Source organism: Bacillus sp. FSL R5-0286, assembly GCF_038593245.1.
GTDB lineage: Bacteria > Bacillota > Bacilli > Bacillales > Bacillaceae > Bacillus > Bacillus altitudinis.
The window spans coordinates 3,705,605-3,720,124 of record NZ_CP151977.1; the positions used below are offsets into that span (position 1 = coordinate 3,705,605).

The following is a 14,520-nucleotide window of genomic DNA, read 5'->3' on the forward strand; positions in this document are numbered from 1 at the left end:
GTATCAGGAAACACTCAAGTTATAATGGAAATATAAGCGATGATGAGGGGAGAAACAATGAAAAAAATCACTTTTTTTGACTGGACCGTCCATTTACAAGCGGACTTAACAGCGATTACCGGTCATTATGAAAAGAAAATGGTCATTTTAGAGCCATCCATTGAACTAAATAGCATCATCTGGATGGATGACAACAACGAGCTACAAATCAAACCTACTTGGGATTGTGTCATTTCAATTGATCCAACCAATAAATCACTGACAATTCGGCAAACAAAAGAAGTATTCGGAGATGTGTACGAATGAAAATAGGAGGAACTATGAAGAAAATCGCTTTTTATGATTGGACGATTCACTATCCTGACCATTTAACAGCAGTCAAAGATGATACAGAAAAGAAAATGGTTTTTCTAGAACAAACGGTTGAATTTAAAGGAATGATCCGTATTGATGAGAGTGACGAACTGCAAATAAAGCCGACATGGGATTGTGTCATTATTGTAAATGCAAAACAGATGTCTATGACAGTTCGTGATGCAGAAGACTTTGTAGGTTTACCATAAACATTAAAAAGAAAAGTCTCATTTGACACACGCAAACGAGACTTTTCTCAAATGCTATTTCTTTGGAAAAACCGTCGTAAAGGTCGTTCCTTCTTTTTCATTGCTTTCTACTTCAATAGAAGCATTGTGATACGACAGGACTTCTTGCACAATGGATAATCCAAGACCCATTCCCTCTTTATTTCGTGCCTGATCTACACGGTAAAAACGTTCAAATATTTTTTCTAATGTGTGCGGTTCTATGCCAATCCCCGTATCTCTAATCGTCACAACCGCTTTCGATTCATTTTCATTACAATGAATACTGATTTCCCCAAACTCTTTGTTGTACTTAATGGCATTGCCAATTAAATTCTCCCAAACATTGATCAACAAAGTCCGATCCGCATATACCGAAACAGGCTGTAGATCCAACTTAATTTCTAGACCTTTCTCTTCTATCCGCCATAGCATCGAATGGACCACTTGATGAAGCTGCTCATCCACCCTGACGATTTGTTTATTCGTTGGATATGTCCCTTGATCAATAGAGGTTAAAATGAGAAGTTGTTTCGTTAAGTTAGATAATCGCTTTGCTTCTGTTTGAATAATGTGGTTGTATTTTTTCCCTTCACTTGATGAAATCTCCTCATTTAGTAATTCAGAATACCCTCGTATATTCAATAGTGGTGACTGAAAATCGTGCGAGACGTTATTCACAAATTTCTTCCTTGCTTGATCGGTATTCTCTAACTTCTGCTGCATCATCCGAAAACGATCAGCAAGCTGACCAATTTCATCTTTTCGATTGATCATTAATGGATACTGAAAATTATGGTTTGCCATCTCTTGCGTCGCACTCGTCAATTCTGAAAGAGATTGGGTGACCTTTCGAGACATGAATAAAATGCCAATGATACTGCTCACAAAAACGGCGAAGATAAATCCAAAAATAATCAAATGGAACTCTGTAAAGAAACTGATATTATTCGGGCGTAAAAATAAGCCCCATTCTTCCCCGTCAATTTCTATTTTCGTCCCCACTGTATTTTGTATATCATTTGCGAAATGACTCATGATTAAGTATGAATTTTTAAAGGATTTGATCCCGTTGTACGCTTTACCGCCTTCAAATAAGGCGTGCATTTGGTCATTCCATTTTTTCGTTTTAAATGGTTCGCCAAACATCTTCATCTCCCCATCTTCTTTAACCAAAGCGATTTGGTACCCTAGATCGCTCATGGTTTGCAAAAAATCAGAAGATGCCCTCAAGGTAATTTCGTGTTCTTTGATTTGTTTAGATAACTGCTCGGCAATGGCTAAATATCGATCATTCATTTGCTCTTTGACAACATGATTGTAAATCAAGTTAGAACAAATAAATCCAATGAAGATACTAATCAAAACAATCAAACACGTATATAGCATAAAACGTTGTTGTAGTTTCATTCTTTTACCTCAAGTTGATAGCCGAAACCACGTATTGTGACAATTTCAATCGTCGCTTCCGCCCTTTTTAAACGTTCTCTTATGCGGTTAATATGCGTGTTTAATGTGAATTCGGGTTGATCTAACGTATCCCCCCAAATGTCATCAATTAAATCCCAGCGGCTTACATTGCGGTTTGCCCGCTGCAGCAGATAATACAGAATTTCTAATTCCCGCATAGGCCAGATATATTGCTGATTGGCAATCGTTAATTCCCAACGGTTCGTATCAATCTGAACATTTCCCGCAGTCGTTATAGCTTCTATAGATTTACGATATCGTCGTAAAATCGCATTTACACGGAATAGCAGTTCTTTCGTTTCAAATGGTTTGACGATATAATCATCAATCCCTTGTTCAAATCCTTGTTGCTTATCTTCAATCTGCCCTTTCGCTGTCAGCATAATGACAGGCAGTTCATATTGTTTCGTCACAATGTTCGCCAGCTGAAAGCCATCCATCCCAGGCATCATCACATCAATAATCATGAGATCAAATGACTGTTGTTGCAAAAAAGCAAGCGCTGCCTCAGCATTGCTTGCTTTTTTCACTTGGTATCCCGCCTGCTCTAAATGGATGGACACTAATTGCAAAATGGCTTCATCATCATCCACAACCAATACATGCAATTACCCTTCCTCCTTTATTTCCTTAGCTTTGTCTTTTTCAAAGAATAATATGAGTGACGGCAACAACATTCCTCGCACAAAGAATGTATCGATGATAATCCCAATAGCGACAATAAAACCAAAGATAAATAAATCGGTAATCGGCATGGTCATTAATGCGGCAAACGTTGCAGCAAGAATAATCCCCGCTGAAGAAATCACCCCACCTGTGTTTCGTATCGCTACTTCTAATGCAGCTTTGACGTGTAACGTTTGACGTTCTTCTAAGAAACGGCTCACAAGGATGATGTTATAATCAATGCCCAATGCCACGAGAAAGATAAAGGCATACACAGGGGCACGAGTTGAAATCGCATCATATCCAAATAACACATCGACTAAGAAAATACCTAAGCCTAAGGCAGATACAAATGAGATTAAAATCGTCGCCATCATATAAATCGACATTTTCATGGAACGTGTCAAAGCAAGTAACAAGACAAGAATGAGTAATGTTTCCAGTAATACGATCTTTTTAATATCGGATTGATTCACTTGTTGCTCATCCACTAATTTAGCCGTTGTGCCTGCAAAAGATAACTGAACCTTTTGACCATCTGATAATCGATAGGTGGCTTGATCTGTACGGAAATCTCCTAAAAATTCAATGGCCTCTATACTGTATGGATTCACTTTTAATGATATCGTCATTTTGCCGTGCTCTCCATCTTTGGTTACCCCCGAAGGACGAGCCGATCCGATCTCTTCATTTTCTGAGAATTGGGCGGAGATTTCTTGTAAATGTTCCTGAGTTAGCTTTTGACCAGTCACAAGTACTGTTGTCTGGGCTAGATCACCTTTATTAAATTTTTCCTCGACGATTTCAAATGCGACACGAGAAGGTAAATCCTTCGGGAAATTTTTCACCGAATTAAATTCATAATGTAAATTGAAAATATTCGCACCTGTCACAAGTAAAAACAGTAAGACCGCACCACCAATTAATCCTGGTTTTCGAACCACGAATTTGGCAAGAGGTCCCCATATGCCATGTTTTGCTTCTTTTGCTTCACCATATGTCGGCACTTTCGGCCAAAATGCTTTGCGGCCAAATAATGCAAACAAGGCTGGAATCAGTGTGACAGAAGCGGTCATAATGACCACCATCGCAGCACCAAAGATTGGCGCAAAGTTTTGATAATCACGGAAATCCGCCACAAATAATATGATCATCGCCGCAAATACTGTACCGCCTGCAAATAATACCGGTTTGGCTGTTGAACGCATCGCCACTTTCATCGCTTCAAATTGATTTTCATGATGTTGTAACTCCTCACGATAACGCGAGAAAACAAACAATGAATAATCAATCACAGCAGCAAATAATAAAATGCTCATAATCGAGGTGGTCGAGTTATTGATTTCAAGTCCACCCACGCCAAGTAAAGCCACAACTTGATTCACCACTTGATAGACAATGACCGTTGCGAACAATGGAATGATCGCTAATAACGGAGAACGGTAAATGACAATTAATAAAACCAAAATGATTGCAACAGTAGCTAATAGCAGTTTCAAGTCGGCAGATTCAAACAGCTTCACCGTATCCCCCGCTATACCTGCTGGGCCCGTAATATAAAAATCAGCATCTAGCCCTTTCGCTATGTTTGTACCGACATCCGTTGTCTCATCATTAATCTTTGCATAATCAGCATTGCCTAATCCCGCTTTCAAATTCATTGGCACAATCATCGTCGTTTCATCTTCTGATAAAAAAGCGGATAACGCTTGAGGAGGCAATGCGGACACATCGACAATATCTTCAATCCCCTCAATCTTTGCCTCTTTGATTCCTTGAATGATCGTTTTTACATCTTGAATAGCCAGCTTTCCATTAGGGTGATGGAACACATATAATCCCGGAGTTCCTTTATCATTTGGGAAATACTGATCTAACTTCTTTTGTGTCACGATGGACTGAGCATCACTAGGTAAAGATTGAAAATTGCTCACTTTATGATCGCCCAATTTAGGACCAGCACTCAACCCGATCATGAGAACAAGCCAAATGATAACAGTCAGCCAAGCCCCTTTTTTTGTCGACATTTTATCCATAAATGATCTGAATACTTTCATTAATCGTTCTCCTCCTTTTCTCACCGGTTCGAGTATATCGCCTGTATATAAACTTGAAATAAACTCTGGGAAAAGGAAGAGCCATGAAAATAAAAAAAGCAGAGGTTTATCCCTCTGCTAATCCTTCATAACCATTTACAAAATAAGCGATCGTCTCTAACTCATCTTCTTTTAGCTCTCTGTTCACATGTGTTTGATATTCACTCTTGATTCTCTCCTGATCTCCACCATAAAGACCAGTGTATTTCGCAATCGTTCGAAGCTTGTCTGTTTCCTGACGAAACTCCTCTTTTGTCCATGGTCTTTGGTGTGAAGGAATATACGTTTCAGCATCAAATGCATCTAACTCATCTAAAAGACGCAAGATTTCTTTTACCGTATAATGTACTTTTTCTGCATACATTTTCGGATAAATGCAATCAGCAAGAAACAGGATTTTTTCCTCTTTCACATACACGATCACTGAATCTGCGGCATGATCGCCTCCAACATGCTGCACAACACAAGTCACCCCGCCAAGATCAATCTCCATCCGACGATCAAACATCACATCCGGTAAAACGACCTGAATCTCTCGATGATTCTTATATTCTTCTTTGATGGCCTTCGCGCAAAACTCAATCTCCGTTCCTTCCCTCACCCGCTCATCAATCGCCTCATCTAACCAAGAAAACGGAAGAAGCTTCTCCATTTCCTTTCTGGTTTTTGCAGAAGCAATTGAAACCGCATGAGGCAGCGCCGGTAGACCAAAAATATGATCCCAATGCCAATGCGTAAGGACAACCATATCCGGCGTGGCGTTCTCTTGTTTTAAGGTCTTTTGGATAAAATAGTTCGCATGATCTTCCGAGTTACCAGCATCGATCATTAATGTTTTGTTATTGCCTTCGACCATGCCTAGGATGGGGCGGTCAGTGAGTGATACTGGTGTGATGTAGGAGAAGGTGTTGCCTATTTTTTTGATTGTGTGCATGGTGTGCCTGCTTTCTAATATTTAGATTTCATTCTCGTAGTGCGAAGGTAAACCGAATCCTATTTCTTTAATAAGTATTTGGCTAACTTTCGATCTTCTTTATCCTTTGTCTTCACGGCAATATGTTCAATCAATTCTCTTGTGGCCGCTTGCTGCGAATACGAAGGAGACCATTCTTTTAATACACTTAAAGCATGATACTGTAAATTTCCATCATCTGATCTAAGTGCAGCTTGAATCAATGACAATCCTACACCTTCGTGTTCATATAAATCTTGCACAATATATTGTAGACAAGCCACTTCATCATCTGAGAGGTTTGATAACGATAAATGTGTTTCTGCAAATGTACAAAGCTCTCTAATATGCTGGTGATGATTTGTGTCCATCACAGCAAAGTATATTTCACTATTTGCCGGATCTTTCTCAAGTAAAGCAAATAGATGCTCAATCACATCTAAACGATAAAAGAGAGCGATTTTAAGTGCTTTGGAGCTAAAATCCTGTTGTAACGAATCGATTGCAAGCTTTGGCCATCTACTGTCATTGATAAACGGTTGAACAGCTTCCTGGATAGCCTTATAATCGTCCTGTTTCCATGAAGCATTCAATCGGTCTTCCCAAATCTCTTGTTCATCATTTAAAAACTCATTTATTTTCAATATTGGATAAAAGTCCTCAATTGTTTGGCAGTGCTTATGAGCATGGTGAATAAATCGGCAGAGAACTGAGCTTGCATTTGAATACTCATCGATTCCGTAGATAGAAACCTCATCTTCTAATAATGCTTGAATGATGAGACTCGCTCCATCGTATAATTCTTTGGAAATTTCATCTTCTGATAAAGCTGTTTCCAGATCACCATTAAGAGCACAAGTATAAGCTAAGTATTCATTCATGATTGTATTTTCGCAGCCCTTTGTTAGTAACCAACGTTTTATTTCTGGCGTCGAGGCTTCCAATTGCTCAACAGCCGAAATCTTTCCCCATCCATCGACGGACTTTGCAAGACGCCAAACATGTTCGTTTCCTTGAATTGTGCCATTCTTCAATGCAAACACGACATAAGAAGTAAATTCTTCATGCATACCTATTGTGAATAAAAGCTCTTTGTATTTTTCACAGTTTGTACATCCCAGTATCATGACTGCAAATTTGACGACCTCCCGATGTGCCGCATGTTCAAGAAGCCATAACGCTTCTTGCTGTACACGGGATTCATCCCATTGTGTTTGCTGAAATCGTTCAATTAACTCACTGCTGCGGCTCGCCATATTGTTAGAAATGATTTTTTCATATGTTTTTTTTCTAGTTTCGTTTGTAGGATGATTCAGTTGTATTTCAAAAAGCTTCAATAGTTTCTTCACATAAAAAGAGGCAGGTCGTTCATCTACATAATAATCAGATAAACCGGGAGCCAATCGTGGTTCATTTTCGTCAAATAAATAATCTTCATCGGGTAAACGGTCGTCTACTATTTTATGATGTGATTGAATTTGTTGTTGAATAAAGGGAACGATTTTCTCTTTATGATCCCATGGGAGAAAGTCTATCTTCATTGATTCATCTAAAACCGTTTCATGATCTACCTTCACCATACAACGAAATCGTACATACCCACCAAGTTTAACGGACACTTTGTGTTTTGTACCATCTTGAAGCTCCAATATCCCTGACAATTTTGAATAAGGAATCATATGAGTCAATAAACTTTTTCGTTGTTTTTTATCAACTGTCACACCATCAATGATTAGTTGCTCTTCTTTTATTTGGTTTGTAATTTCTATAGAATGCCCTTTATATTCAATTTTCCATGTTTTATTTATTTCTTTTTCTACATCTTTTATTACGTTACGTATTTCATGTTTAAAGTCAGCTTTGAAACCCATGAAAGTCTCCTTTGAGTAATTGTAGATTGGATATGTGATCGTTCCCAATACCTGCTGTAATCGTTTCTGGAACTAAGTTTTCATTATATATAATACGATATTTATTAAGAAGAGTCTTCTTTTCTTCTTACATGAAAAAAGGTATGAGAAATGAATAATTCCCGTACCTTTTACTATTTAAAATTATTGATTAAATGTCGGCTCTTTTTGCTTTGCATCCTCAAAATACTGAGTAAACGAAGAAACACCTGAATAAGATATTGATAGGTACTCTTTAGCACGAGTCATTCCTATATACATTAAAGACACTTCTTTTTCTTGATCCTCTTCATACTTTAATGGCATCAGATCAGCTTTCACAATAAAAACTGAGTGGAAGTCAAGACCTTTACTACTATCGAGAGAACAAATTTTGACTGTCTCTTCCTCTGGATTGAACTTATGTTTGGTTGCACCATTTTCAGTTATCCAATTGTAAGGAATATTCTTTGTTTGAAATTCAGATTGAATCGCTGATATATAATGGTTATTATATCCCTTTATACGATATAAAATAGCCATTTCAGAGTAAGGTATGTTCTTTTCATTATGTTGATCCACTATTTGTTTAGTAATCTCCTCTATTTCTTCTTTAAAGGTATTACATCTTAAAATCTCTACTTCTGGCCCTTTACGTTTCGTCTTTTTTGGAGGGATGATTTCGATTGTCTCTGTCTGTTCTTGTTTTAATTTAAGATCTAAAGCTCTATGGCTATCGTAAAATTTCCATCCAAAATCCACAATTTGTGACGTATTACGATAATTTATATTTAAGATTCTAGATCTACCTCTAAAATCAAGCCCCGTATCTTTCACATAGCTTCTACTTTTCCGATAGATATCTTGCGCTCTATCTTCTACTAAAAGTAAAGATTGCGTCTCTTGATCTAAGCATAAGCTGATGAGATGCAGCCAGCTCCCTTCAAAGTCCTGCCCTTCATCAATTAAAATGGCATCATACTTTACAGGAGTTAAAGCATCATTTTCTATTTTTTCAATGTAATCATCTATTTCAAGTTCTGAAATACCATGATCTTTTTTAATCCAGTGATGAAAATTTAATATTTGTATATTATTTAAATTTGGTGTTTTTCTATGATCAGATGTCAGAAAATCATCTGGTTCTGTAAATTTAGAATGAATCATTTGTTTAATATTTTGTTTCAAAGCTACATTGTAACAGAGTATTAATATCTTCCAATTCGGATGTTGTTCAGCTAACATTTTTGCTCGAGTCGCTAAGATTAAGGTTTTACCACTTCCTGCTACTCCTCTAATTAGCCGATGTTTATCACCAATCTGTTTAGCCAAGTTTTCTTGATGCAGATCCATCGTTTTGATGTTTCGAAAAGATAATAACAGTTTTTCTTGGTATGGGACTGGTTCAACATCTGCTCCAACGCGTATTTCTTTGTACAGATGATAACGAATCCTTTCTAATTCGTCAGATGATAGTGGCGTATTTAACTTGAAAGGCACATGAAACATATCAAACAATTTTTCTATTAAGATCTCAGGATCAAAATGGTCATTATCCGGATCAATCTGATCACGCGATAAAATAAAATGTGGATCAATAACCTCATATACTTTATTTTTTAAAAGTTGTTCTTCATGAAGCCGAGTGAAGACGACACCATAACCATAAGGAAACTTTAATTTAAATTGATATTTCCCTTCTGTATTGATTAAATCAATGTCTTTCTCCAGCATATCTTTTATTTTAAAAGCATACTCTCTTGATTGAACTAGGGGACTCTTCACTCTATGTAAATCACCAGAAGAATTTAAAATGCCCCAGGTATTATCGTTTAGCTCTCTTATTGTATTTTTGGTGTAATCTTTTACTTCCAAAACTAATACTCCTAGATCCGGACCGATTATCACAAAGTCTGGTCTAAACCCATTGATATTAGGCTCATAATGAACAATATAATCCTCGGGTAGATATTCCTTTAATGTTCGAAATAAAATTCGTTCTCCTGCAGTAGCAGTACTTTTAATACTTTCTGGTAATGTAATTGCCATTCATACTACACCCCTCTATTATCCTTATAACCCATATATCGGAATAATCTGGATTGTTTGAATGTAAATTATTACATTATATAGGATTATTTAAAGAATGGTGATCGTGATGTTCGTTAGAAAGATAGCTAAAAACTCAAAAAAGCTCTTAAATTAATAATTTAAGAGTTTTTTGTTAAAATATCGCTTTGTATCTGTATATATTTTTAGTGACTTTTATTTTTATTGAATTTGTGAATGATCGCTTTATATACAATATACACCAGATACATTACATAGCCTAAAACAAATGTAATTACTAAATCTTTAAATGCCAAGCTTGTCCCTTTTTGTGTAATGATACTCCATATTAGGGGTAGTATTTCTACAGTGAATGCCAATGCAGCTCCTAATAATGAAGGTAATACGATAAAAGTAATAACAAATGATTTAAAAGATTTAAACATACTAATCTCCTTTAAGATTTTTAACAAGATTAAGTCATTACTAGATTATCTCTTTTACTCCACATTTAGCAACAATAAAAGCAAATTTCATTGGTAATCCCCCAGGTAAAGCTACGCCGGCTAATTTTTTAATTAAAAATTTAGTAGCACTTTTACCAAGATATTTCTTAATGTTGTTATACATGATTGAAGAAGCCTTTTTCCATGCATGTGATTTTAAGGCTTTTTTGACTTGTTTGTTGTATGCGCGTTTGACTACATCTAATCCTATTGCACTCCCTGTAGAATTAACAATACATACTCCAAAAGATGCGACACTAAGTGAACTAGCTATCATTGCTTCTTGATTATTTGGCTCAGGTGAACCATATTCTGCTTCTACTTTATCAACATCCACTTTTATTATTTCACCTTGTTTATTTACAGTAGCAGCTTCTGTATATAAAAATTTAAGCTGTTCTGCCATTTCATTAATAATTTCTTCTTCAGTTAAATCCTCATCGGTCTCGTTAATGTTGTCAACTCTTTCAATATTATCTTGTGAAACAAAATTCTCAATACTAATTACTTGGAAATCTTTTAGTTCTTTAATATTGAGTGTTTCTTTTGCCTCTGTAAATGGGGCAAAAATAGTTAAAGTTAGTACGAATGCTACAATTGTTAAAATAGTCTTTTTCAATCCAAATACCTCCATAAAATAAACACTAGATTTCATTCACCCGCATTATATCGGCGCTATATATCTATATTTATATTAAAATAAGCTTAAAATTTATAATCTATAAGTATTATCAAGAAGTGCTATATAGTTTTTCCGTAATAAATTTACTGTTTATATGTATTAAATGTTAAAAAACAATTAGAATAAAAAAAGAGTAGGTAATAGCATTAAATTGCTATTACCTACTCTTTTTACTTTTATATGTTAAAAAACTACCTACTTATGATAAGGCTCCCCCCGCACAATCCGAAACGCCCGATAAATCTGCTCCACCAACACCAATCTCATCAACTGATGCGGGAACGTCATCTTCGAAAACGACAGCTTATCATTCGCACGCTGCATCACAGCATCACTTAACCCAAGTGACCCACCTATGACAAAACACACCTTACTTTTTCCGTATGTTGCCAGCTTATCTATTGTATCGGCTAATTCTTCGGAACTTTTCATTTTTCCTTCGATGGCGAGGGCGATGACGTGGGCGTCTGGGTTGATTTTGCTTAGGATGCGTTCGCCTTCTTTGTCTTTGATGATTTTCATGTCTTGCTCGCTGAGATTCTCGGGTGCTTTTTCGTCTGCGAGCTCAATGATCTCGATTTTTGCGTATGCCTGTAATCGTTTTGTGTATTCGGCTATGCCTTGCTTTAAATATTTCTCTTTTAATTTTCCTACTGTGATAATTGATATATTCACAGGTCATCCCCACCTTAAGAACAAGTTATTCATATAAGTTATCAACAATTGTGGATAAAATTTGTGTATTTTGTGTCCGATCATTCGTTCCCCACTATATATATTGCAGGTTCATCGCACAATTCACAGGCTGTGGATAAGCTGTGTGTATGTTCGATTTTTCTGAATTCTGGCGGTGTTTCGTGATCATCTATGTACATGTCTAGTACGGTTTCTATATGTTCTGCACAAGCATAAAGTGATTTGTTCATAAGTTTCTAATTCCTCCAATATGTTGTTTGGTTATTCACATGTGTTTCGCTCATTGTTCAATATAACCGATTTATTCACATGTTAATAGTCTTTTACCATTTTCCACACCTTTTATCCACAAACCAAATAAAAAAGCCTCCACTCCTGTGAAGGCTCCTTCCTATAAAAATGGATTATAAAATCTCGTTCCTCTAACAAATGTAATTACTAGCGACACAATCAGTATCGCTCCAACAAAGATTAACGCCGCATAATCTGCTTTTTGAAAGTCTTTCGCCGTAAACCATGTGCGCTTTTTATGCTTTCCAAACCCGCGCAGTTCCATCGCATTGCTGATCGTTTCAATCCGCTCTAGGCTGGAGAAAATCAGCGGCATCACAATCGACAGCGCATTTTTAATCCGTTTTCCCAGTTTTTCATTCTTCGATAAATCAATGCCTCTTGCTTGCTGAGAAATGGCAATCGTTCGAAAATCACGCTGAATATCTGGGATGTAGCGCAGAGCAATCGCTACCGCATACGAAATCCGGTAGCTGACCCCGATTCGGCTGAGCGATGAGGCGAATTCACTCGGATTTGTTGTCACGATAAATAAAAGCGCCGCTGGCATCACGGTCACGTATTTGAGCGTAATGTTTAACTGATAGAAAAGCTGTTCAAGTGTGACATTGTACCAGCCTGCAATATGAAACAGCTCGTGCTTCGCTCCATAGATGGCGACACCTTGCTGAGGTGCAAAGATGTAAATGGCGATGTTATTGATGACAAGAAAAATCGCCAAGACAATCACTACGAAAGAGATATCACGAAATCGTACGTTTGATAGCTGAAAGAACACGATACTGGCAACTAGCATAAACACTAATACGCCTGTATCATATGTGAGCATCGCTGCGGATGACCAGAGGATAAAGCAAATGAGTTTGGTTGCCCCTGTCAGCCGATGAATGGGCGACGGGCGATCGATATAAGACAGCATGTCTACAGCCATGTCATTCGTTCCTTTCTGTCAACCTCAATGAAGCGATCCACGAGTTCATTTGGATTCGGCCAGTCTGCTTTTAGCGCCAGTTCATACAGCGACGTTTCTTTTAAGCTCGCCTTTTGGACTAGCAGCTGATCTGTCAGCACTTTGGCTGGTGTATCATCTGCGATTTTTTCTCCATTTGAAATGACAATGGTTCTTGTTGTGTATTCGAGCATCAAATGCATATCATGGGTGATCATCAAAATCGTGACGCCCTGCTGATTTAATTGCTCTAAAAACGTCATCATCTCTGTGTAATGTCTAAAATCTTGACCGGCCGTTGGCTCATCTAAAATGATGATTTCTGGTTCTAACACAAGAATGGATGCAATGGTGACGCGCTTTTTCTGTCCAAAGCTGAGGGCTGAGATCGGCCAGTTCCGAAATGGATACAGCCCGCACACTTTCAGGACTCGCTCTACACGATCCTTGATGTCATCTTCCTGTACACCTCTTAAAACGAGACCGAGGGCGACTTCATCAAAAATCATTTGTTTCGAAATCATTTGATTTGGGTTTTGCATGACGACACCGATTCGTTCGGAGCGCTGTTTGATGGTGTCTCCGGTGATGTCATCGCCATTTAAAAGGATTGTCCCTTTTGTTGGCTTTTCAAATGCGCAGAGCACCTTGGATAGTGTCGTCTTGCCTGCGCCATTGGCACCGGCGATGCTGATCATTTCTCCTTTTTTGACGGTAAAAGAGATGTTGCTCAGCGTGTTTGGTCTTGTCGGATAATCAAAGCTCAGCTCACGTACTTCTAGTAAATCCGGCGCTTCATTCTGCTCGACTGATGGCTCAGATGCTTCCATCCATTGCTCGATTTTCTCTTTTGCCTCGTCATTTAAGGTGAGATGCTGTAAATTAGCGATCTGATCTCCTGCTGCAATCGGAATTCCTGCATATTTCATCGCTCTCACATATAAAGGCTCACGTAAATACGCCGCTTCTAATACATTTGAGGCGAGCAATTCATCTGGTGTCATATCCGCTGCAATCGTGCCGTCATTGACAACGATGATGCGGTCGACATGGCGGAAGAGGACGTCTTCCAATCGATGTTCCACCATCACGACCGTTTTTTTCGTTTCTTTTTGCAGACGGTCAATGAGATCGATCACTTCTTTACCTGTTGCGGGATCAAGGCTTGCCAGTGGTTCATCAAACAGCAAAATGTCGACATCGTTGACAAGTACGCCTGCGATGGCAACACGTTGTTTTTGACCGCCTGACAGCTCATGCACGGATGATGCCAGTTTGCCGTCTACCTCTGTTAATTTTGCCGCTTTCTCGACACGTGTTTTCATTTCTTCGCGTGTGACTTGATCATTTTCTAGTGTGAACGCGATATCTTCTCCAACGGTCAGCCCGATAAATTGTCCATCAGGATCTTGCAGCACCGTTCCGACGAGCTGTGAGAGGGAGAAAATGTTCTCTTTCTCTGCATTTTTCCCGTCGATGTGAAGACTTCCTTCCATAGAACCTTTATAAGACGCAGGAACTAGCCCATTGATACAATGGGCTAGTGTGCTTTTTCCCGATCCAGACGGGCCTGCGATGAGGACTTTTTCTCCTTCATAGATGGTCAGGTTAATATCTTTCAATGTTGGTTCTGCCTGACTGCGATACTTGAATCCGAAATGTTCGAATTGAATCATCGGTTTCTTCATTTATG

General features: G+C 38.0%; 14 protein-coding genes. 2 read left to right on the plus strand and 12 right to left on the minus strand.

Going from position 1 to position 14,520, the window contains the following annotated elements:
- The first annotated feature begins 57 nt into the window (after positions 1-57).
- Positions 58-306, plus strand: coding sequence for a hypothetical protein (locus NST24_RS19110; RefSeq protein ID WP_342462134.1), 249 nt, complete (start codon positions 58-60; stop codon positions 304-306).
- 14 nt (positions 307-320) lie between these two features.
- Positions 321-563 carry a hypothetical protein gene (locus tag NST24_RS19115; RefSeq protein ID WP_342462135.1) on the plus strand — a complete coding sequence of 81 codons (243 nt, stop codon included), beginning with the start codon at positions 321-323 and terminating at the stop codon, positions 561-563.
- 54 nt (positions 564-617) lie between these two features.
- Here the strand turns inward: NST24_RS19115 and NST24_RS19120 are convergent, their stop codons facing one another.
- From NST24_RS19120 to NST24_RS19175, 12 genes are all read right to left on the minus strand, one after another.
- Positions 618-1,991: an ATP-binding protein gene (locus tag NST24_RS19120; RefSeq protein WP_326242123.1), complete on the minus strand. Its 1,374-nt coding sequence runs from the start codon at positions 1,989-1,991 to the stop codon at positions 618-620.
- Positions 1,988-2,659: a response regulator transcription factor gene (locus tag NST24_RS19125; protein WP_058336405.1), complete on the minus strand. Its 672-nt coding sequence runs from the start codon at positions 2,657-2,659 to the stop codon at positions 1,988-1,990. The genes NST24_RS19120 and NST24_RS19125 overlap by 4 nt, the downstream gene beginning before the upstream one ends.
- On the minus strand, positions 2,660-4,774 hold the full coding sequence (locus NST24_RS19130; protein ID WP_342462136.1) for an MMPL family transporter: 2,115 nt from the start codon (positions 4,772-4,774) through the stop codon (positions 2,660-2,662). It lies immediately after the preceding gene.
- 106 nt (positions 4,775-4,880) lie between these two features.
- Entirely contained in the window at positions 4,881-5,747 is an 867-nt protein-coding gene (locus tag NST24_RS19135; protein ID WP_342462137.1) for an MBL fold metallo-hydrolase, read from the minus strand.
- Positions 5,748-5,806: 59 nt separating this feature from the next.
- Positions 5,807-7,636 carry a hypothetical protein gene (locus NST24_RS19140; protein ID WP_342462138.1) on the minus strand — a complete coding sequence of 610 codons (1,830 nt, stop codon included), beginning with the start codon at positions 7,634-7,636 and terminating at the stop codon, positions 5,807-5,809.
- Between the two features lie 183 nt (positions 7,637-7,819).
- Positions 7,820-9,703, minus strand: coding sequence for a 3'-5' exonuclease (locus NST24_RS19145; RefSeq protein ID WP_342462139.1), 1,884 nt, complete (start codon positions 9,701-9,703; stop codon positions 7,820-7,822).
- Between the two features lie 206 nt (positions 9,704-9,909).
- The gene (locus NST24_RS19150) at positions 9,910-10,149 is read right to left on the minus strand and encodes a hypothetical protein (protein WP_047947089.1); all 240 of its coding nucleotides are present in this window, start codon (positions 10,147-10,149) and stop codon (positions 9,910-9,912) included.
- Positions 10,150-10,189: 40 nt separating this feature from the next.
- The gene (locus NST24_RS19155; protein WP_047947088.1) at positions 10,190-10,828 is read right to left on the minus strand and encodes a hypothetical protein; all 639 of its coding nucleotides are present in this window, start codon (positions 10,826-10,828) and stop codon (positions 10,190-10,192) included.
- A 258-nt stretch (positions 10,829-11,086) separates the two neighbouring features.
- On the minus strand, positions 11,087-11,566 hold the full coding sequence (gene rlmH, locus NST24_RS19160) for a 23S rRNA (pseudouridine(1915)-N(3))-methyltransferase RlmH (protein ID WP_342462140.1): 480 nt from the start codon (positions 11,564-11,566) through the stop codon (positions 11,087-11,089).
- Positions 11,567-11,646: 80 nt separating this feature from the next.
- Positions 11,647-11,817, minus strand: a complete 171-nt coding sequence (locus tag NST24_RS19165) for a CxxH/CxxC protein (protein WP_080701239.1) — start codon at positions 11,815-11,817, stop codon at positions 11,647-11,649.
- A gap of 161 nt (positions 11,818-11,978) precedes the next feature.
- A complete protein-coding gene (locus NST24_RS19170) occupies positions 11,979-12,809 on the minus strand; it encodes an energy-coupling factor transporter transmembrane component T (protein WP_342462141.1) in 831 nt (276 codons plus the stop codon).
- Positions 12,800-14,515 (minus strand): ABC transporter ATP-binding protein, encoded by a 1,716-nt coding sequence (locus NST24_RS19175; protein ID WP_342462142.1) that lies wholly within the window; start codon positions 14,513-14,515, stop codon positions 12,800-12,802. The genes NST24_RS19170 and NST24_RS19175 overlap by 10 nt, the downstream gene beginning before the upstream one ends.
- Between the last annotated feature and the right edge of the window lie 5 nt (positions 14,516-14,520).